Annotated in this window: 17 protein-coding genes; 4 read left to right on the top strand and 13 right to left on the bottom strand. The window is 59.4% G+C overall.

Annotation, left to right across the window (positions count from 1 at the left end):
• From B0H98_RS01010 to B0H98_RS00980, 7 genes are all read right to left on the bottom strand, one after another.
• On the bottom strand, positions 1 to 831 hold the full coding sequence (locus tag B0H98_RS01010; protein WP_340162369.1) for a DUF6694 family lipoprotein: 831 nt from the start codon (positions 829 to 831) through the stop codon (positions 1 to 3).
• Positions 832 to 1,002: 171 nt separating this feature from the next.
• Positions 1,003 to 1,389, bottom strand: a complete 387-nt coding sequence (locus tag B0H98_RS01005; RefSeq protein WP_106373212.1) for a Na+/H+ antiporter subunit G — start codon at positions 1,387 to 1,389, stop codon at positions 1,003 to 1,005.
• Between the two features lie 45 nt (positions 1,390 to 1,434).
• Complete coding sequence (locus tag B0H98_RS01000) at positions 1,435 to 1,704, bottom strand: K+/H+ antiporter subunit F (protein WP_106373211.1); 270 nt, start codon at positions 1,702 to 1,704, stop codon at positions 1,435 to 1,437.
• A complete protein-coding gene (locus B0H98_RS00995; RefSeq protein WP_106373210.1) occupies positions 1,698 to 2,195 on the bottom strand; it encodes a Na+/H+ antiporter subunit E in 498 nt (165 codons plus the stop codon). Before B0H98_RS00995 ends, B0H98_RS01000 begins: the two co-directional genes overlap by 7 nt.
• A complete protein-coding gene (locus B0H98_RS00990) occupies positions 2,192 to 3,703 on the bottom strand; it encodes a monovalent cation/H+ antiporter subunit D (RefSeq protein WP_106373209.1) in 1,512 nt (503 codons plus the stop codon). The genes B0H98_RS00995 and B0H98_RS00990 overlap by 4 nt, the downstream gene beginning before the upstream one ends.
• Positions 3,700 to 4,032, bottom strand: coding sequence for a Na+/H+ antiporter subunit C (locus B0H98_RS00985; RefSeq protein ID WP_106373208.1), 333 nt, complete (start codon positions 4,030 to 4,032; stop codon positions 3,700 to 3,702). Before B0H98_RS00985 ends, B0H98_RS00990 begins: the two co-directional genes overlap by 4 nt.
• Positions 4,032 to 6,863 carry a monovalent cation/H+ antiporter subunit A gene (locus tag B0H98_RS00980; protein ID WP_106373207.1) on the bottom strand — a complete coding sequence of 944 codons (2,832 nt, stop codon included), beginning with the start codon at positions 6,861 to 6,863 and terminating at the stop codon, positions 4,032 to 4,034. Before B0H98_RS00980 ends, B0H98_RS00985 begins: the two co-directional genes overlap by 1 nt.
• A 166-nt stretch (positions 6,864 to 7,029) precedes the next feature.
• On the opposite strand from B0H98_RS00980, the gene B0H98_RS00975 reads away from it, so the two are divergent.
• A complete protein-coding gene (locus tag B0H98_RS00975; RefSeq protein ID WP_106373206.1) occupies positions 7,030 to 7,908 on the top strand; it encodes an ion transporter in 879 nt (292 codons plus the stop codon).
• 5 nt (positions 7,909 to 7,913) lie between these two features.
• On the opposite strand, the gene B0H98_RS00970 is transcribed toward B0H98_RS00975, so the two are convergent.
• A complete protein-coding gene (locus B0H98_RS00970) occupies positions 7,914 to 8,807 on the bottom strand; it encodes a ParB/Srx family N-terminal domain-containing protein (RefSeq protein WP_167392634.1) in 894 nt (297 codons plus the stop codon).
• 75 nt (positions 8,808 to 8,882) lie between these two features.
• Positions 8,883 to 9,863, bottom strand: coding sequence for a helix-turn-helix domain-containing protein (locus B0H98_RS00965; protein ID WP_167392633.1), 981 nt, complete (start codon positions 9,861 to 9,863; stop codon positions 8,883 to 8,885).
• A gap of 181 nt (positions 9,864 to 10,044) precedes the next feature.
• Here B0H98_RS00965 and B0H98_RS00960 point away from each other — a divergent pair, with 181 nt between their 5' ends.
• The 3 genes from B0H98_RS00960 to B0H98_RS00950 all read left to right on the top strand — a co-directional run bounded on the left by B0H98_RS00960 (position 10,045) and on the right by B0H98_RS00950 (position 14,335).
• Positions 10,045 to 12,201 carry a TonB-dependent siderophore receptor gene (locus B0H98_RS00960; RefSeq protein ID WP_106373203.1) on the top strand — a complete coding sequence of 719 codons (2,157 nt, stop codon included), beginning with the start codon at positions 10,045 to 10,047 and terminating at the stop codon, positions 12,199 to 12,201.
• Between the two features lie 97 nt (positions 12,202 to 12,298).
• A complete protein-coding gene (locus B0H98_RS00955; protein WP_167392632.1) occupies positions 12,299 to 13,147 on the top strand; it encodes an alpha/beta hydrolase in 849 nt (282 codons plus the stop codon).
• A gap of 69 nt (positions 13,148 to 13,216) precedes the next feature.
• Positions 13,217 to 14,335: a hypothetical protein gene (locus tag B0H98_RS00950; protein WP_244182940.1), complete on the top strand. Its 1,119-nt coding sequence runs from the start codon at positions 13,217 to 13,219 to the stop codon at positions 14,333 to 14,335.
• A 44-nt stretch (positions 14,336 to 14,379) separates the two neighbouring features.
• On the opposite strand, the gene B0H98_RS00945 is transcribed toward B0H98_RS00950, so the two are convergent.
• The 4 genes from B0H98_RS00945 to B0H98_RS00930 all read right to left on the bottom strand — a co-directional run bounded on the left by B0H98_RS00945 (position 14,380) and on the right by B0H98_RS00930 (position 19,384).
• Entirely contained in the window at positions 14,380 to 15,552 is a 1,173-nt protein-coding gene (locus B0H98_RS00945; RefSeq protein ID WP_106373200.1) for a sialidase family protein, read from the bottom strand.
• A gap of 20 nt (positions 15,553 to 15,572) precedes the next feature.
• The gene (locus tag B0H98_RS00940; protein ID WP_106373199.1) at positions 15,573 to 17,078 is read right to left on the bottom strand and encodes a tripartite tricarboxylate transporter permease; all 1,506 of its coding nucleotides are present in this window, start codon (positions 17,076 to 17,078) and stop codon (positions 15,573 to 15,575) included.
• Between the two features lie 10 nt (positions 17,079 to 17,088).
• Positions 17,089 to 18,369, bottom strand: a complete 1,281-nt coding sequence (locus B0H98_RS00935) for a tripartite tricarboxylate transporter TctB family protein (protein ID WP_106373198.1) — start codon at positions 18,367 to 18,369, stop codon at positions 17,089 to 17,091.
• Between the two features lie 73 nt (positions 18,370 to 18,442).
• Positions 18,443 to 19,384, bottom strand: coding sequence for a Bug family tripartite tricarboxylate transporter substrate binding protein (locus tag B0H98_RS00930; protein WP_167392631.1), 942 nt, complete (start codon positions 19,382 to 19,384; stop codon positions 18,443 to 18,445).
• Positions 19,385 to 19,446: the final 62 nt, after the last annotated feature.

Here is a 19,446-nt window from a genome sequence, read left to right as displayed (position 1 = left end):
CTACTCTTCTGTCAGGGCGATGCCCTGATACTCCTGATGCAGCCTGGCAAGCTTGGCCGCCTCGCTTTCGCTCAGGGCAGGTGCTGTCCATAGTGGATGGCCCTCGGCGTCCTTGAGTCCTTCAAGGGTTACCGCAAGCGTTGCATCTTGAGGTATCCGGGTGTTGCCCCACACGCCAAAGCGATTGGGGGCCAGACTCCACTTGGCCGTTTCACCTGGCTCCAACCCGCCTGAAATCACGTAGTAGAAGGTATCGTTGATCCAGGGCGTGGCGCGATCATCTGTCGTCACCACTCCTCGCAGGCGCACCTCGGATATCGCCTCATCCGTGCCGTTGGTCACTTCCAGATCGATGACCGGCTCCGGCGAGCCGTAGGGGCTCTGGCTCATGGTGTAGCGGGCGCTATCGATACGAAAGCGCGCCAGCTGCGCGGCATCATGCTCGGCCTGGGCCCGCTTTTCGCTCAGGCGGGTCAGGGTACGCACAGCCTGCTCTCGCTCTCGGGCGCGCCTTTCACGCAGTATTTCATCGGCACGATGAATGATCTGATCGCCCGTGAGTCCGTGCATCTGAGCATTCGCCGCTTCGGCAATTTCCGCGCCGTTCATGCGCTTGGGGCTCAATAGCGCCATGCTGCTGAACGAAGGCATCGCCATGATCGCCAGCGCCTTGTCAAACTCGTCGCGCTTGTAGGCGGGCAGGGATTCGCGCACGTTCTCTATCGAGACCACGGCGGCCGGCATTGAGCTGGTGTCGATTTTAGGGTCTGAACAACCGGCCAGCACGCATAGCGAAAGTGTAAGCGCGGGCAGGCGTAGGAGGCTCCACATGCATTCACCTCAAGGCATTAAAAAACGAGTGGAGCTTACCCGAAAGCGTTAGCGACCACTACCATCTCTGCGAATTGTTAAAGCGTATAGCGGGCAATAAAAAAGCGCTGGCGGTCAGGCCAGCGCTTGGATACTTCGCTATACACGCACGGGTTGCCGATGGGGCATCCGTTAGCCGTGGCCTTTATCCGGATGCGGAACCGGCTTGTCGCCAACCTCTTCATCGCGAAGCTCGAACGGCTTGCCCTCGGTGGCATCGGTATGCGGCAACTGCATGTGCAGGCCGGTCTTGGCCAGCAGGTGGGCGCTTACCGGCGCGGTAATGAACAAAAACAGCGTAATCAGCATTTCCTGGATATCGGGCTTACCTTCCATGCTCCAGAAATACACCATGGAGGCGATCAGCATGCAGCCGATGCCCAGCGTGGTGGCTTTGGTGGGGCCGTGCAGGCGCATGTAGAAATCGCGCAGGTGCGCCATGCCCAGCGAGCCGATAAACACGAATACGCCGCCGGCAATCAGTAGCAGCGAAATTATCGCTTCTATCACTAGCTGCATTTTATGCCTCCTTCTGGCGAGCGGTCAGCGGGGATGAAAATGGGATCATTCGATGATATCCCCGCGCAGAATGTACTTGCACACGGCCACGGTGCTGATAAACCCGAGCATGGCGATCAGCAGCGCCGACTCGAAGTAGGTCTTGCTGTTGAGCCACAGCCCGAGCAGCACGATCAGCGCAATGGAGTTGACGTACATGGTGTCCATGGCGAGTACCCGGTCCGGCATGGCCGGGCCCACCACCAGCCGAAACAGGTTCATCAACAGCGCCAGGACCACCAGCGTCAGCGTGATATACAGCGCAACCTCTAGCATTCGTAAATCTCCTTGAGCGGGCGCTCGTAGCGCTCCCGGATCTGCTCGATCAGCGCATCTTCGTCATCCACGTTGAGCGCGTGGATCAACAGTGACTTGCCATCCATACGCAGGTTGGCCGATACCGTACCCGGAGTCAGGCTGATGGTGCTTGCCAGCAGGGTAATGGTGAAGCGCTCCTCCAGCATCAGAGGATACTCGATGAAGTGCGGCTTGAGCGTGCGCCACGGGTTGGAAATCAGGTAGGCGACTTCAAAGTTGGCGGTGACGATATCACCCAGCACGCGCAGCCCGTAGCGCAGCAGCTTGAAGGGCTTCTTGATGCGCGGTTTGGAATCCCAGAAGCGATAGGTCAGCAGCGGAATGAGAATCGCCAATGCTCCGCCCAGCACGAACTGCCCGAATGCATAGCTGCGCGCCAGCAGCAGCCATACGATGAGCAGCAGAATGGATAGAACCGGCGTGGGTAGCCAGGAACGCGGCGTAATCATGAAGCCTCCTCGGCGGCAGGCAGTAACGTATCAATCAGGCGTTGCGGGTTGGCAAGCTGTTCGGCGGTGGCCTGGGTGTACTCGCTGATTGGCCCTGCCAGAGCCACCAGCAGCGGGGCAGCACTCAGCAGCCAGACTACGCCAAACCACTGGCGGCGCGGCAATACGCTGCCGCTCAGGCTTCCCCGGTGGCTCCGCCAGAACATGGTCGAGCCCGCCCGGGAAAGGGCGATCAGCGAGGCCAGGCTTGCCAGCAGCAGAAGCGGCCATAACCACAGCCGTTGAGTGCCTTCCGCTGCATTGAGTACCAATGCCTTGCCGATGGCGCCGGAAAGCGGCGGCATGCCGATCACCGCGATAGCGCCGATGAAAAACAGCAGGGCCAGCCCGCCGCCTTGCACCATGGGGCGTCCCTTGACGATCCGGGTGCCTGCCTTGCCGCGCTGCTGTCCGATCATGTCGGCCAGCAGGAAGAGCCCGCCGGTGATCAGCGTGGTATGAATCAGGTAGTAGAGCAGTGCCGAGATGGCCGCAGGCGTACGGATGCCCACCGCAGCAAGCAGCGTGCCCACGGAAATCAGCACCAGATAAGCGACCAGCAGGCGCAGATCGCGTGCGGCAATAACGCCCGCACCGGCAACGGCCAGTGTGGCCAGTGCCAGCCACCATACCCAGGGCTGCTCGAGGGCGGAAAGCGCACCGGCGTTGTCGCTGAACAGCAGAGTATAGACGCGCAGAATGGCGTAGATACCTACCTTGGTCATGATCGCAAACAGCGCCGCTACCGGTGCGGGTGCGGCGGCGTAGGCCCGCGGCAGCCAGAAGTAGAGCGGCATGATGGCCGCTTTCAGGCCAAATACCACCAGCAGCATCAGCGCGCCGGCAGTTACCAGGCCTTGGCGTTCGGCTGGAAGGCTGGCCAGGCGCTGCGCCATGTCGGCCATGTTCAGTGTGCCGGTGGCCCCATAAAGAATGCCCACGGCAATCAGGAACAGCGAGGAGCCTGCCAGGTTCAGCACCACGTAGTGAACACTTGCTTGAATGCGCGCCTTACCGCCTCCGTGAAGCAGCAGGGCGTAGGACGCCAGCAGCAGCACTTCGAAAAACACGAACAGGTTGAACAGATCGCCGGTCAGGAAGGCACCGTTGATGCCCAGCAACTGCCACTGGAACAGGCCGTGAAAGTTGCTGCCCTTTTCATCGTCTCCTGCGCAGGCATAGATCACCGCGCCGATGGCCAGCAGTGCCGTCACCAGCAGCATCAGTGCCGAAAGCCGGTCGAGTACCAGCACGATGCCAAAAGGCGGCTGCCAGTCGCCAAGAGCGTAGTAGACAATCTCGCCCTGAACGGCCACGTTGACCAGGCCAACGGCGGTCGCCAGCGTGAGCAGGGTGGCCAGAATACTGACGATGCGCTTGTAGCGGATCAGCCCCTGCCGCTGGTAGAGCAGCAGGATGCCCGCGACCAGCGGCACGATGACGGGTAAAACAATCAGATGTTGCATCATTCACGGTCTTCCTTTTTGCCGTCTACGTGGTCGTTACCCGCTTCGCTGCGGGCACGCATGGCAAGAATCACCACGAACGCGGTCATGGCAAAGCCGATGACGATGGCCGTGAGTACGAGCGCCTGAGGCAGGGGGTCGGCGTAGTTGCCATCGCCGTGCACGATAGTGGCGCCGTCGGTGGTCAGGCCGCCCATGGAGAACAGAAACAGGTTCACCGCGTAGGAGGTCAGCGTCAGGCCGACCACCACGGGAAAGGTGCGCCCGCGCAGCGTCAGGTAAAGACCGCACGCAGTAAGTACGCCGGTGGTAATCGCGTAAAGGGTCTCCATTAGCGGGGCTCCTTGGCAGGTGTCGGGGCGGGCGTGTCGGACTCTATAGGGTCGGTAACCGGGCGGTGCGCGGTGGTGACCTTGCCCAGATTGGCAAGAATCATCAGCGTGGCGCCCACTACCGCCAGATAGACACCCAGATCAAACAGCAGGGCAGTGGCCAGCTCAAACTTGCCGATGCCCGGCAAGCTGAAATAGCCAAACGCCGAGGTCAAGAACGGATAGCCAAACAGCCAACTGCCAAGCCCGGTCAGAGTGGCGATGGCGACACCTACCACGGCGACCGGCTGGAAGGGGAAGTCCAGACGGGCCTGGGCCCATTCCACGCCGCGCGCCATGTAGAGAAGAATCAGTGCCACTGCGGTAATCAGGCCAGCAATAAAGCCGCCGCCCGGCTGGTTATGCCCGCGCAGGAAGATAAACGCCGAGACGAGCAGCGCCAGCGGCAGCAGGGTCATGGAAATCGAGGTCAGGATGGCCGGGTAGCGGTCCGGTGACCAGACGCGGCCTTCACCGTCACTGTGCGGCATGAACAGGCGCAGGCGGTTCAGAAGCTTGAAGATCGCCAGGCCCGCGAGCGCCAGTACGGTGATTTCACCCAGGGTATCGAAGCCGCGGAAATCGACCAGGATAACGTTCACTACGTTATGGCCGCCGCCGCCGGGTACGCTGTTGGCCATGAAGAAGCTTGAGATCGACAGCGTTTCGCGAGTCATGACCGCGTAGTTGAGGCTGGCGACCACCAATCCCAAGGCACCCGCCAGCAGCATGTCGCGTACATTGCGCAAAGGGCTTGATTCGCGCGGCGTTCGCTGGGGCAGGAAGAACAGCGCCAGCATCAGCAGGATCATGGTCACCACCTCAACGGAGAGCTGGGTAAGCGCCAGATCGGGGGCAGAGAAGCGGGCAAAGGTCAGCGCCACAAACAGCCCGACAATCGATAGCATCAAGAGCGATATCAGGCGATAGCGGTGGGTGGCCGCCGTGGCGATACCGCCAAAGATCAGCATGGCCGCACCAAACACCAGAATGCCATCGGACGGCTGATTACTCTTGCTGCCCGAAAGGATATCCATCTGCGCCAGGCCCAGTACGCCCATGCACAGGGCGGCCAGCAGCAGCCAACTCATGAAGCGCTGCAGCGAGTTGCCGTCCAGCGCGGCGATGCTCTGCTCGGCGCGGTAGCTCAAGGTCACCATGAAGCGCTCGAATACACGCCGCGCATCGATGCTTGCAAAGGGCTGCAGGAAACGGCGCAGATCGGCGTGGCGCCAATACATCACAAAGCCCAGCGCGAAGGCGATGATGCTCATCACCAGCGGCAGGTTAACGCCGTGCCAGATGGCCAGATGGAAATCCAGCGGCTCGCCCAGCACCGCCTGGGTGGCCAGATCCAGCAGGTTGGTGGCAAAGAATGCCGGGAACAGGCCGACCACTACACACAGCGCCACCAGTATTTCCACGGGCAGGCGCATCAGATGCGGTGGCTCGTGAGGTTTCTTGGGCGATGCTTCCTTGGCGGGCTTGTAGAACACCGCGTGCACCAGGCGAACCGAATAGGCGACCGACAGGATGCCACCTACCGCGGCAAGGGCGGGAATCAGCCAGCTGAGCCCGCCCAGCACCGGTGTCGCCAGGGTTTCGGTAAAGAACATCTCTTTGGAAAGAAAGCCGTTGAACAGTGGCACCCCCGCCATGGCCGCTGCCGCCAGCGTAGACAGCAGTGCGGTGACCGGCATGGTCTTGCGCAGGCCACCCAGCAGCTTGAGTTCCCGCGTGCCGGTTTCATGGTCGATGATGCCGGCGCTCATGAACAGCGCCGCCTTGAAGGTGGCGTGGTTGACGATATGAAACAGCGCAGCGAGTACCGCCATGGGGCTGCCGATGCCCAGCAGCACGGTGATCAGCCCCAGGTGGCTGATGGTGGAAAACGCCAGAATGGCTTTCAGGTCAGTCTTGAACAGCGCAAACCAGGCTCCGTAAAGCAGTGTAATCGACCCCACCAGCGGTACCACGACGCTCCACAGCTCGCTGCCCGCAATGGCCGGGTGCAGGCGCGCCATCAGGAAAATACCGGCTTTCACCATGGTGGCCGAGTGCAGATAGGCCGATACCGGTGTCGGTGCCGCCATGGCGTGGGGAAGCCAGAAGTGAAAGGGGAACTGGGCGGATTTGGTAAACGCGCCCAGCAGCACCAGCGCCAGCATCAGCGGGTAGCGGCCGTCGGCCACGATCTGCGCGCCGCTTGCCAGCACATCGTCCATTCGGTAGCTGCCCGCCATGTCGCCCAGCAGCAAAAGGCCTGCCAGCAGCGCCAGCCCGCCGGCGCCGGTAATGGTCAGCGCCATCCGCGCGCCCTTGCGTGCATCGCCACGGTACGACCAAAAGCCAATCAGCAGGAAAGACGAAAGACTGGTAAGTTCCCAGAACAGCCAGAGCAGTATCAGGTTGTCAGACATTGAAATGCCGACCATCGACGCCATGAAGAGTATCAGAAAGGCGTAAAAGCGCCCGTAAGGCTCATCCTTGGCAAGATAGAAGTGGGCATACAGCAGAATCAAGAGGCCAATGCCCAGAATCAGCAGGTTGAACAGCAGCGAGAGTCCATCCAGGCGAAAAGCCAGCTCAAGCCCCAGTTCAGGCAGCCACATAACGCTTACGCGCAATGCTTCGCCGGCCAGCAGAGCGGGCAGTTGCATCAACGTAAGCAGCAGGGCAATCGCCGGCACGATGCCCGTGGCAAGCGAGCACAGCGTGCGGCCGCGTTGGGCAGTGAGTGCCGGCACCAGTACGCCCAACAGGGGCAGTAGGGCTATCCACAGCAGTGTCATGGGATCCATCCAGCGCAATTAAAAACTAAAAAATGCCACCAGGTCGCCCGAGGGCATACCGGTGGCGCAGGATACGTTAAGTGAAACAAGAGGATATCACTTGTATGGTCGTTATGGGGTTTTAGTATAAAGTGGTGACGTTAACCGTTCAGAGACTCCTTGCTTCATGAGTGAACCCTTCAATACCTGGCAGGATCGCTTCGAAAAGCTGCGTAGTAACAAGATTTTCGAAGGCGTTGTCATCTCCATTATCGTGCTCTCCGCCCTGGTAATTGGCGCGAAAACCTACGAAGAGACGTCGCGTATAGAGCAGTGGCTGCTCTATCTCGATATTGCCGTCACGATATTTTTCCTGGTCGAGATTTTGATCAGAATGGCCGCCGAACGCAACTTGATCAGCTTCTTCAAGAAGGGCTGGAACGTGTTCGACTTTCTGATCGTCACCGCAAGCCTGATCCCCATGGATGACTCGGAGATGGTACTGCTGGCGCGGCTGTTGCGAATCTTCCGCGTATTGCGCCTGGTATCCATGATCCCCGAGCTGCAGATGCTGCTGGTGGCCTTGATGAAATCCATCCCCCGGATGGGTTACGTCGTCCTTTTGATGTTCATCATCTTTTATATCTATGCCGCGATTGGCAGTTTCCTCTTTCATAACGTGGATGAAGGGTTGTGGGGTAACATCGCGCTTGCCATGCTGACGCTCTTTCAGGTGGCCACCTTCGAGAGCTGGGCAACCGCCGTGCTGTATCCCACCATGGAGGTCTACCCTTACGCCTGGATCTACTTTCTTACCTTCATCTTCCTGAATGCCTTTATCTTTCTCAACATGATGATCGGCATCGTGCTGGACGTCATGCAAAAAGAGAGCGCCCAGATGGCGCTGGATAACGGCGAAGGCGAAGAGGCCGAACTGCAGGCGCTACGTAACGACGTCCACGGGCTCAAGGCCCAGCTCGATCGCATGGAAGCCGCCTTGGCGCAGCGTGATCCACCTGCAGCGGAATCGTCACCGGCTACCCAACGAGATCAAGGCAGCCGGTGAGATTACTACTTATCGAGAGAAAACGCGTAGGTCAATTTGCCGCGCTCCGAGAGCAGTTTTTCGAGCTCCTTGTCATTGAAGGCGGGTAGCTGGCCCATTTCCCGAGCGGTCAGCGGCCCCGTGGCGGTATCGGCAATGACGGTGTCGGCGGGCACTTCAACCATCAGCGTTGCAGCCTGGGTAACGGCCTCGCCATAGCCCTCCAGGGTGCTCAGGTCCAAGGCTTCGAGCGGCAGTTGGTCAACAAGCCACTGGCCCCAGTAAAACTCCAGAAATGGCGGCGGGGTAGCGGGCTTCTTATACCCCACGCCACGGGTGAAATAGACCAGTGAGCGGTAGGCGTCGTCCGCCTGAGCGTCGCGCCCCAGCCGTTCGGGCAGCTCTTCAGGGGTGATGGCCCCGCCAGGCGCGTCGAGCCAGACCAGGCGCTCATCCTGCATGGTCGCCCAGAAGCTCTCCATATCCGGCAGGTTGCTGAAGTCATGGGTAATCAGCACCGGCACCCTGAGCTCGCGCCCTTCAAGGGCCAGATAATTGCTGAACGTGTGGTGGCCATCGGTAAGGTACATTTCGCCATCTGGCGCAATCACGGCGGTCTTCATGTCCTCTGGATGCGTGCCGAGAGCATCGGTGCAGGTAAAGCTATCGGCATCCTTTAACGAAGACGCCTCGTCAAATAGAGCAATGCTGCCCTGACCGCCGGTTTCACAAAACTCGTCAAAAAACTTCTCACGGTCCACCGCGAAGCGACCCTGCTTGTAATCCATCTGCCGATAGCCGAGCGCGGGCTGCGTCGGGTGCAGTTCGCCCACGCCAACGTGGCGGATATCCTGCGAACCTGCTTCTAGAGCCAGGGCCATGCCGGGCACCAAGGCCAGCAGCGTCAAAGCGTGTTTCATGCATCTCTCCGGAGTTGTCATCATTGCTATGCCAGCAGGCAACGATACGGATCAATGATGACACTCCCTTGACGCTCAGTGGATGAGACGCAGATGGGCGCGCCGATACTCCCCAGGTGCTACACCATATTCACGCTTGAAGGCCGTGGTGAAGTTGGCAGCGCTGGTGTAGCCAGCAAGCGCAGCGGCAGCGTCAATGCTGATGGCCTGCTGCGCCATGGCGTTTCGGGCCAGATCAAGGTGGTGCCGACGTAGAAAACTTCCCAACGCTTCACCCTGCTGGTGATAGAAGCGCCGCTGAAGGGTGCTTAAACTCATGCCCAGCTGTTCGGCAAGCGCTGCCTGGGGCACGCCTTTCGCCTGGCCGCTGTCGATCAGGTTCATGAGCCTGGCCAGCCGGTGGTCCGGCATGATGGAGGAGGTTGTTCTTGAATCCGCTTGAGGCAGGCAGGCCAGCGCTTCACCCGCAAGCGTTGTGGCAAGCCCCGCAAGCTGCAGGCGTGCCGCGACGCTTGTGGGTGCTTTTTCATCCACTGCAAAGAGCCTTGAGGCCAGCGCAACAAGCCCCGAGGAGGGCGCCCAATGCCTGAGCGTTGGCGTGCTCAGGCAAGACATTACCAGCTCGCGATGCCCATGGCGGGCAAGCCAGTGGGGCGAAAGGCTCAAGGTCAACGTGCGTTCAGACGCGCCCGCTTGACCCAGGCGTGTGAAGCTTGCCGCTTCAGGAAGAGTAACCATCAAACCGCAGTGGGGGGCCTCCGGGCCCAGACGAGTTTCCACCGCGCCGTAGCGAACGCGTGCAGTTCCGCCAATCACCAGAGCAATCTTGATCCCTGCAGGCAGTACCGCCTGGCTGGTCAGCCCGAACCGATCCTGAATATCGGCCAGGCGCAGCTGCATACCCGGCTCGACCTCCGCCACCCACATTCGCCCGGTTAAAAGCGCTGAACGCCGATCCCAAGCGGGCGCTTCGAGCCGCTGGCGCTTGACCAGCGGAGCAGAAAGCGCGCGCAGATCGGCGGCGCTGATCTCATGTATCGCTGACGTTTCACCCATGTATGCCCTTTCGCGGGAGTGAGTCCTGATACGCCCATTTGCCGCGTTTGCAAAGCAAGCTGCCCGATGTGCAAAGGTGCGCTGAACGAGTGAGTGGCATAATGCGCTGCCGTAAAATTTATTGCAACGGATTCTCATTCGCAAGGCGAGCGTTAAACCAAGGGAACCAAAGGGGAGCAGCATGGCATCAGTGATATCGGGTTATCGTTTGGCAACAGTGATTGGCGGCGTTGCCGTTCTACTCAGCTTTGCGCCCAACATGTGGGCGCAGGCGGTAGAGGACGCCTCGCGGCTTGATACCGTTACGGTGGAAGGCAACCGCCTCTATGAAATGTTGCCCTCTGAAGTGACCGGCGGCTATAGCGTTGACGCAGCAACCGTCGGCACCCGAACGCCCGCCTCACTGCGTGATATTCCCCAATCGGTCAGCGTGGTCACGCGCGATGCCATCGAGGATCAAAACTTTACCACGCTGGACCAGTTGGGCCGCCGTACGCCGGGCATGCGCGTACTCTCCAACGATAACGGCCGCTCTTCCATTTATGCGCGCGGCTATGAGTACGACGAGGCCAGCATTGACGGCTTGCCCGCACCCATGACCAGCATCACCGGGTCGGTACCTACGCTTTCGGCCGTTGACCGTGTCGAGATCATGCGTGGCCCGTCGGGGCTGTTTGACAGCACCAGCGAGATGGGCGGCATCGTCAATCTGGTACGCAAGCGCCCCACGCACGATGTTCAAGGGCATGTGAGCGGCAGCCTGGGCAGCGACCAGCAGCGCGCAGGCCAGGTGGATCTGTCTGGGCCCATCGATGCAGAGGGGCGCATACGAGGGCGCCTGGTCATTGATCATGCCGAACACGGCCAATTTGTGAATAATAACGCCAATGACCAGCACGATCTTTATGCGGCCGTGGATATCGATCTCGATGACGCCACCAAGCTAGGGCTTGGCTACCTTCACAACACCAAGAACATCACGGTGAATAACGGCCACCCGGTGGGCAGCAGTGGCGAGCTTTTGTACGGGTCGCGTTCGGATTTCTACGGCGCACGCTGGAACGACTTCAATAGCCACTCGAACGACTGGATTGCCGAGCTTACTCACCGCTTTGCCACAGGCGGCTTCGGACGCTTGGCCGCGCGTTACTCCAACCGTATCGCCGATTACAACTACGCCTTTGGCGGAAGCGCCCTGAATGCCAGCGATACGCTGACCGTGGCGGGTACCGGCAGCGTGATCGATCAGCAGTCAGTGGCTGTGGACGCAAGCTACAGTCAGCCGTTTTCCGCGTTTGGCAACGTCAGCGAATTTGTACTGGGCAGTGACTACAAGCGCTTTGACACTGACATGGAGTCGGGACGCGCGCGTAGCCTGACCGGTGGGCGCGTCACACGTGACGAGCTGAACGCGCTGGCCTTCGTGGATATACTGGATAGCGCACGTACCAGTGGCCGGGGCTACTCGCATGCCAATACCACGCTCGAGGAAACCGGGCTTTATGGCAAGCTGACCCTGCGTCCGGTGCAGCCGCTGGCGCTGATTGCCGGTGGGCGGGTAAGTCGTTATGACCTTGATTACGAAGACCTTGCGGCAGGCTCAGAGCAGAGCCGTAGCGGTACAGAGGTAACGCCTTATACGGGCCTTGTGGTCGATCTTGATAATGAGCATTCGCCGTATGCCAGCTACTCACAGGTTTTCAAGCCGCAAACCGAAAGCGATATCAACAACGACCTGCTCTCTCCGCGGCAAGGCGATCAGTACGAGGTGGGCATCAAGGGTAGCTACCTGGGCGGTGATGTGAACGCGCGTATCAGCGCTTTTCGCCTGTATGACGAGAACCGTGCGGCAGCGCCGACGGACCCGGCGGCCAACTATTCAGAATCCGTGGGCAAGATGCGCATTCAGGGGGCTGAGTTCGAGGTCACAGGAAGTCTTACCGATCAGTGGGACATCATCGCCGGCTATACCTATCTGGACACCAAGGTGGAGCGCCGCTCATCGGATCGTGAAGATGGGCTGTTTCTCTTGATGCCCAACAATATCGTCAATCTCTGGACCCAGTACGATTTTGCCGGCCAGACGCTGGGCGGTTTGCGAATCGGAGGCGGCGTGACGGCAATGAGTGATTTTGCCTCGAGTAACGGCATTAAAGCGCCCGGCTACGCGGTAGTGGATGCTATGGTGGGGTATGACGTTACTTCTCGACTAAGCGGGCAGCTCAACATTCATAATCTGCTGGATCGTGATTACTACAACCGGGTAGGCAGCGACGGGACGTTCAACATGCCAGGCAACCCGGCCAACGTGGTGGCATCGCTACGCTATGATTTCTAAGTATTTGATAAAGCGCCATGGGAAACCGTGGCGCAGTTGGTCATCACCAGAAGGAGGCTTGCGATGGCTGCCTTTGTTGCTTTGCTGGTGCCCAATCATGGCCTACAGCGCGTCGCCTGGTGAGGTGACGCTGCCGGGCACTTCCCAGTTTCTGCTCACCGCGCCTGAACCGGAGCGTGAGTACCTGATCCAGGTCTCGATACCCGACGCGGCGCCGCCGGATGCGGGTTACCCGGTTCTCTACCTGCTTGATGGTAACGCGCGCTTTCCGCTGGTACAGGCAGCGCGCGATACGCTGACACGCCAGGAGCCGGATGGCGCGAGCAATTCGCTGCTCATCGTGGCGATTGGCTACCCGGATACCGAGCGTTTTAATCGAGAGCGGCGCAGTGAGGACTTTACTCCTGATATCTCGGCGGATGGCGCCCACTCCCAGTACGCCTTTGGCGGGGCGGAGCGCTTTCTGGAGTTTATCCAGACGCGCCTGAAGCCCGCCATTCAGCAACGCTTTGCAGTTGATTCAGGCCAGGAGGCGATTCTTGGCCACTCCTACGGCGGCTTGTTCGTACTTCACGCGCTGCTTACCCGGCCCTCAAGCTTTGATACCTATATCGCCATCAGCCCGTCACTCTGGTGGTATGGGGATACGCCGCTCGATAGGCTCGCCAGCCGCTACGCGGTATCATCTGCGCTGCCAGACACGCGGCTGATGCTCGGGGTAGGGGAAGACGAGCAGCCAGGCCATGACCAGCCGGATACGAGCGAACGCGTTAGCCGTCAGCGCACGCGCGCCATGGTAGACAACACCCGGGCGTTCGCTGAGTGGTTCGGCGCCCGGCAAGACGTCAACGTAAGCCTGACGGTTTTTCCCGGCGAGAATCACGGCAGCGTGATGTGGCCGGCCACGCGCCAGGCGCTGGAGTTCTTGAATGAACCTCCTCAGTGAGTCGTACAGCGTGTGCGGCTGCCCCGTCAAACCATCTTGGGTCTAACAGGCCCAGCAGGAGAGCAGCGCGTGCGTAGCGGATTACTTGTCTTGATAGTGGCAGTGGGATTGGCAGGCGGATTTTCGGCCCTGGCATCAACGGATACCTACGCGCCGCGCCTGATGCGCCTGGAAGCACGCAGCGCTCTGCCTTCCATAGAGGCATCTCTTGCTCAGGAATCCGCTGCCCTCAATAGCGTGTTTCTCGCCTACGCAGAGGATCAGCCGCTATGGATGAGTGCGCATCTGGCCATTCTGCGCTACGGCGATATCGCACGCGCGGCGCTGCTTGAGTACGCCGCGCTACCCGAATTCCAGCACGTGCTGGTGCGCTTCGGCCCCGATGCAGTGCTGCCAATCAGTTACTTTCGCGCCCACGATGTCGCAACGCTTCGCGCTCAGCACTGGGTAGGCGAGCGCTATCAGCAGTTGAGCCGCTGGTGGAGCGAGGAGGGCGAACAGGCGCAAGGTGACGCCGAGTGGACACCGCACCGGCGTGGGCAGATCGGCATTGCTCTGCTCGATGCCGAAGGGCACGCCCTGCTCAACCAGTTTGTGGTGGATGCCGAGGGCGAGGTGCATTGGCTGCAGGGCGAGCGCGTTGTGGCGGGTATCAGCGATTTTTTCACCAGCGGCCTGCGCCATCTGGAAAATCAGTGGCGCCGCGATGAAGCGATCGGGGCAAGCGACATCGGCTGGGCTGGGGTGGATCTTCTGCTGATGGCCAGTACCGTCAAGGTATTGCGTGCCGGGCGTCTAGCGCGGGGTGCCAGAGTTGGCAGCGCTGAAGCACAGGGCGTGAGGGCAGGCATGCGTCAGGGAATCGCCGCAGGCGCCGGACGGTTTGCCAGCCTCCCCCGCATGGCCAAGATAGCCGCCGTGACCACCACCGCCTACGTGGTGGTTCGCCACCCCTCACTGATCAGCGCCTTGGGTGCCAACGCGGCGAAGTGGCTAAGCCTGCCGGTATGGCTTGGCCAGTTTGGGGTATGGTTCATCGTGCTGCTGCCGGTGCTGATGGCTGCGCGATTTATCTGGCGGTGGGTAATGGTGCCTCTCTTGTGGCTGTTGATGCCGGTGATACGGACCGCCCTGAATGTTCTGGACAAGGCGCATCCGCGCAAGGCAGCGGGTGCGCCCGATAACTAACGTGAAAAGCCTCCAGTCAGTAGCGCAGAACCCCCACGATGCGGCTAGGCGGATGCCCAGGAGACGGCTACCCGCACATATTTGATACGCTGCCGGAAATAGGTGAAGGCGATGTGCAGCTTTCCATCCTGGCCTTGAATGATCGTGGGGTAGGAGTACTCACGGTTTTTCTTTTCGACCGAATTGTTGGTCATGCAGTAGCCGTCGCCGATTTCCAAGTCGCGCTTTATTGGCCAGCTATGTCCGCCATCGGTTGAAAGGGCAAGCGTCATGGGTGCCCGCGGTGCGCCCCAGAAGGCGGCTTTCCCATGCTTGCTTGCCTGATCGATGAGTTCGCCATGGTCCTCGGCGTCTTCGATATCGTCATAAAGCGAGGCCCGGCGCTCGCCTTCGAGGTCCGCCCGGCGGTGGTTGTAGACCAGCGCCAAGTGGCCGTTATCCAGGCAGGTAAACTGAAGGGAAGAGTTGTTGTTAGGAAGTTCGGTCGCTTTCGGTGCGCTCCAGGTGAGAGCGTCTTCGGAGCGGCTTGAGTAGATCGCATCCGCCCAGCGGCTGCGGTAGAGCGCCAGGTAAGTGCCATCCTTGAGCGGCTGAATATTCATATGCACACAGCCCACGCTGTCGGGTACGTCGTGCTGATGCCAGGTGGTGCCGCTATCTTCAGAAACCATGACGGCGCTGATGTCGTCGTTGCCCGTCCAGCGTTCTCCCTCGGCCACACGGCACACGAAAACGGGTAGTACCCAGTTGCCCTGGCGTGTAAAAACGGGCGGCTGGCGAATAAAGATACCTGGCGTATCAAAAAGCGCGCAGGGCTCGCTCCACTGTCTTCCGCCATCTTGAGAGATACGATACCTGACGATGGCCGTGTTTTGATGCCCGGAAAGCTGGGCGGTATAGAGCAGCCACAGCGCGCCATCTGGCGCTGTAAAGAGCACCGGGTTCTGCTCGGAGCGAGTCCCATCGTCGGATAGTTTCACCGGCTCCGACCATTGGTCGTTACCTTTTTTCAGCCGAGAGATGTGAATGGATATATCGGGCACCCCCTCCTGAGTGCCGCCAAACCAGGCGCAGAGCAGGTCGCCGTTAGGCAGCTCGTGCAGAAACGAAGCATGGTTTTGCAGGCAGGGAGTGGGCAGGTAGGCCTCAAGGCGACTACCGTCGATGGCGGCGGTATGCAGGCCACCCGTGAGTGTGTCTTGTGTGAGCGTGCTCATGCGTCATCCTTTTTACGGTATCAGATAGGCTTGTTGTGATAGGTCGGGCGGGCTTTGAGGCGGCGAAATGCAAAGCGCAGCAGAGGCCAGTAAAGCGGCAATAGTGCGACTGCCCAGATCACGGCGCTGATCGGCGTAATGAAATCCAGGTAGTTACCGCGTGTGATCAAAAGCCCGCGAGCAATCTCGCTTTCAATAATGGGCCCAAGCGTCATGCCGATGACAATAGGTGCACGTGGGATACCGGCTTTCGCCATGTAGTAGCCGAATACACCAATGCCCAGCATGACCAGAATATCCCAGGCGTTATTGCGCAATGCATAGGCGCCGATGATGCATATCAGCAGGATGATCGGCAGCAGAATGCTCTCCTTGACCTGAAGCGCTCGAGAGAAGAGCTTGGCGCCGGGAAGCCCGATCAACAGGACGATAAAGTTGACAATGACCGTGGTGGCGAAGAACTGATACACCAGCGGCGCGTGGTCACGCATCAAAAGCGGGCCAGGCTGGAGGCCGTGAATCATGAAGCTGCCAATAATGACCGCCGTGACCGCGCCGCCCGGCAGGCCAAGGGTCAACAAAGGGATCAAGGCGCCAACGCCGGAGGCGCTGTTGGCCGTTTCAGAGCACGCAATGCCCTCGGGCTCGCCGGAGCCGAATTTATCCCGGTTCTTGGAGATATTGCGCCCTTGGCTATAGGAGATGAGCGAGGCGACATCAGCACCCGCGCCAGGTATGGCACCCACGATGGTACCGATGCCGGTCGAGCGTAGCTGGGCGGGCAGCAGGCGCCGCAACAGGCTCCATGAAGGCATGACTTCCGAGACCTGAACGATGGGTTGGCTGCGATGAGAGATGCGTTCGAAACGTTGCATGATCTCGGGGATGGCAAAGAGTCCGATGATCACTGCGATGAAGGGAATGCCGCCCATCAGATAGGGGGTATCCATGGTAAAGCGTGGCTGGCCGTTGATCTCGTCAAGTCCTACGGTAGCCAGGAAAAGGCCGATCAAACAGGCGATAGCACCTTTCAGGAACGAGCCGCCGGTCAGCGATGCCACGGCCATCAATGCGAGTACGGCAATGGCACAGTACTCCCGAGGCCCCAGCGATAGTGCAAACTGCGAAATGGGGTAGGCGAGAACGATCAAGATCAGCGAGGCGAGCACACCGCCCACGAACGAGGATATGGTGCTCAATCCAAGCGCAAGCCCGGCCTTGCCCTTACGGCCCATAGGGTAGCCATCAAACACCGTGGTGACGGCCATGGCCGAACCGGGAATGCCGATGACCGTTGCAGGAATCGAGCCGCCGAAAACGGCGCCAATGTAGATACCCAGCAGGCAGCTGATACCGGTAAAGGGATCAAATACGAAGGTGAGCGGGCTGGCAATGGCTACCCCTAGCGAGGGTGAAATGCCTGGCATGGCGCCCACTACGATACCAATGGCCACGGCGCCTACCAGCAGCAGTAACAGCAGTGGGTCCAGGAGCGAGGCAAACCCTTGTAATAATAATTCGAACATACCGAACTCCTTACCAGACCGACCCTAAGGGCAGGGGGATGCTGAAGACGTGGTAAAACACCAGATAGGTACTTACCGCGATGACGACATTGATCACGCCAATTTTGACAAGGCTTGTAAGACTGAACTCGGCTCGCAGGAGCGCCATGATAAGTGACGTCACCAGAATGGACGTGGCAATAAAGCCAATGGCGTTCATCAAAAACGGGAATAGCGCAATCGCGCCTAGCGTCACGGGAATGGCATGAGCGCGGTTACGGGCGGGCTTCGCCTTGACCGTGACGCCCTGTGTGCCCTGGTGCGCGAGCATCGTGAGCTTGCCGATATCTTTAGTCGTCTCGCTCGGCTGCCAAGGTAGCTGCACATTCTGAAGCTGAGCGGTGAAGGCTTCCGACTGCGTGGCCGTTTGCAAGCGGGCCACGTTTGCCGTTTGAGTGTCTCTGGCTTGCGCTGCCGGGGCGAAAAGGGCAGCCCATTCGCCGTAGATCAGCATCGTCTCCTTTGAAGGGGTAGATTGACCGTCAAAGGTTTCCATCACGATCGCTTTCCCGGCTTGAATCGCCTGCTCGAAATCTGAGCGGGCCGCAACCACGGCATCAAGTTTTCCAGCCTCCAGATCGCTACGCAGGTCTTTTATATCCATCGGCTGCCACTGGCCGTCGGAGGACGTCTGGCCATCTTGGCGCTTCTTGAGCTTTTCTAAAAAGACCGTATCTTCGATCAAGCTGTCGTAGCCAATGCGGCTGTTTGAGCCCAGTGCTGCATCGTCAGCCCCTTGGGATGCAGATTTGACCAGAACGTAGGCGTCAAAGTAGAGCAGCGAGAAGGGTGTGAAGCCGGTCAGATGCTGCCTGGCAGCAAGCTCGGCGTTTTCCTGAGTGGCTCTCGACGAGACGGCCAGGAGTGATGTGTCCGGGTGACTTCTTTGGATGACGCTCAACGCAGAGAAACGACCAAGGCCGGAATGGTTGCAGAGTTCGAGCCGCGTACCGGGGGATTGGTTAAGCGCTTGAAAGAGGATCTTGAAGGTGGTGTCGTCTTCAGAGCCGTCGGGGAAATTGACGAATATCTTGTGATTGCGGTTCACCAGGTATTGTACGAGGGCAATAAAGGTAAAACTGATCAGGGCTACCAGTACGATAGTCGGAATGAAACCCGGTCCAATGGTGCGGCGCATCTCAAACGGCATGCCCAGCGCCTGAACAAGAAAATAGCTACCTACCACCAAAAGCAGCAGCAGCGTCCAGAACTCTATGGTTTTCAGCCGATATTTAAGGATCTGATACTTCATCGCGGTACGGTCCTTATAGAAACGCTGGAGCACTCAGATTGCCGTCCGAATACTCCAGCCCATTTGGCGTGGTTTACTGCTCGAGTAGATCGGCAGCGGCAACAAAGGCTTCGCTTTGCCGTGTCAGCCACTCGCTGAAATCATCCCCGGTACGTAACTGAACATTGAAGCCAATGCGGTTCATGCGTTCGTTGAACTCATCCTTCTGGGCAATCTGGGTACACGCATCGATCAGATAGTTTTCTACCTCCTCGGGAATATTGGCGGGCGCACCGATGGCGCGGAACAGCCCGATATCCAGCGGGTATCCCTCTTCGGCGGAGGTGGGTACCTCCGGCAGGCTCTGCGAGCGCTCGTCGCTGAAGAACGCCAGCATGCGTAGCTGGCCTGCTTGTACCTGTGAGTAGGCTTCGGCATCGGACACGACAGCACCATCCACATGTCCGCCAATGACGGCGGTAATGGAGTCGCCTGAACCTGAGTAGGGGATAAGCGTCGGATCGGTGTCAGTAACATTACCCGCCGAAAGGGCGATCAGCTCACCGATGGAGGTGTAACCCAGTGCCAACCGGTCAGGATCTTCCTGGGCGATGGTCACCCAGTCTTCAAGCGTTTCGATATCGCTGTCGGCGCTGACGGCGATCCCCACGGGTTCGGCGGAAAGTAGACAGATGGGCGTAAAATCTTCAACGCTTGCCGGGAAGCCATTGATGATGTGGGGATTGCCAACCAGAGAGCTATTGATCATCGCAATGGTATAACCGTTTGGACGTGCCGATGAAGCGGCATGAAAGCCGACCGCACCGCTGCCTCCGGTACGATTGACAGGCAGCACGTCCACGCCGCTGTATTCAGCAAGCGACTGAGCGAACGCGCGCCCAACCAGATCGTTTCCTCCGCCTTGACCAAAGGGGATGATCAGCTCGATCGGGCGTTCGGGATAGTCGGCCAAGGCGGTCATGGGAATAAGTAGCGAGGAGGCGAGAAGTGCTCCGAGTGACTTGCGTACCGTCATGTTGATCTCCGGTTTTTTTATTGTGCAATGCATTAATGAATGAAGACGATTCTCAAGAGGTG

The organism is Vreelandella songnenensis (genome assembly GCF_003002925.1).
Taxonomy (GTDB): domain Bacteria; phylum Pseudomonadota; class Gammaproteobacteria; order Pseudomonadales; family Halomonadaceae; genus Vreelandella; species Vreelandella songnenensis.
Note: the sequence above shows the minus strand (reverse complement) of the source record. Positions and strands in the feature narration are given on the sequence as shown.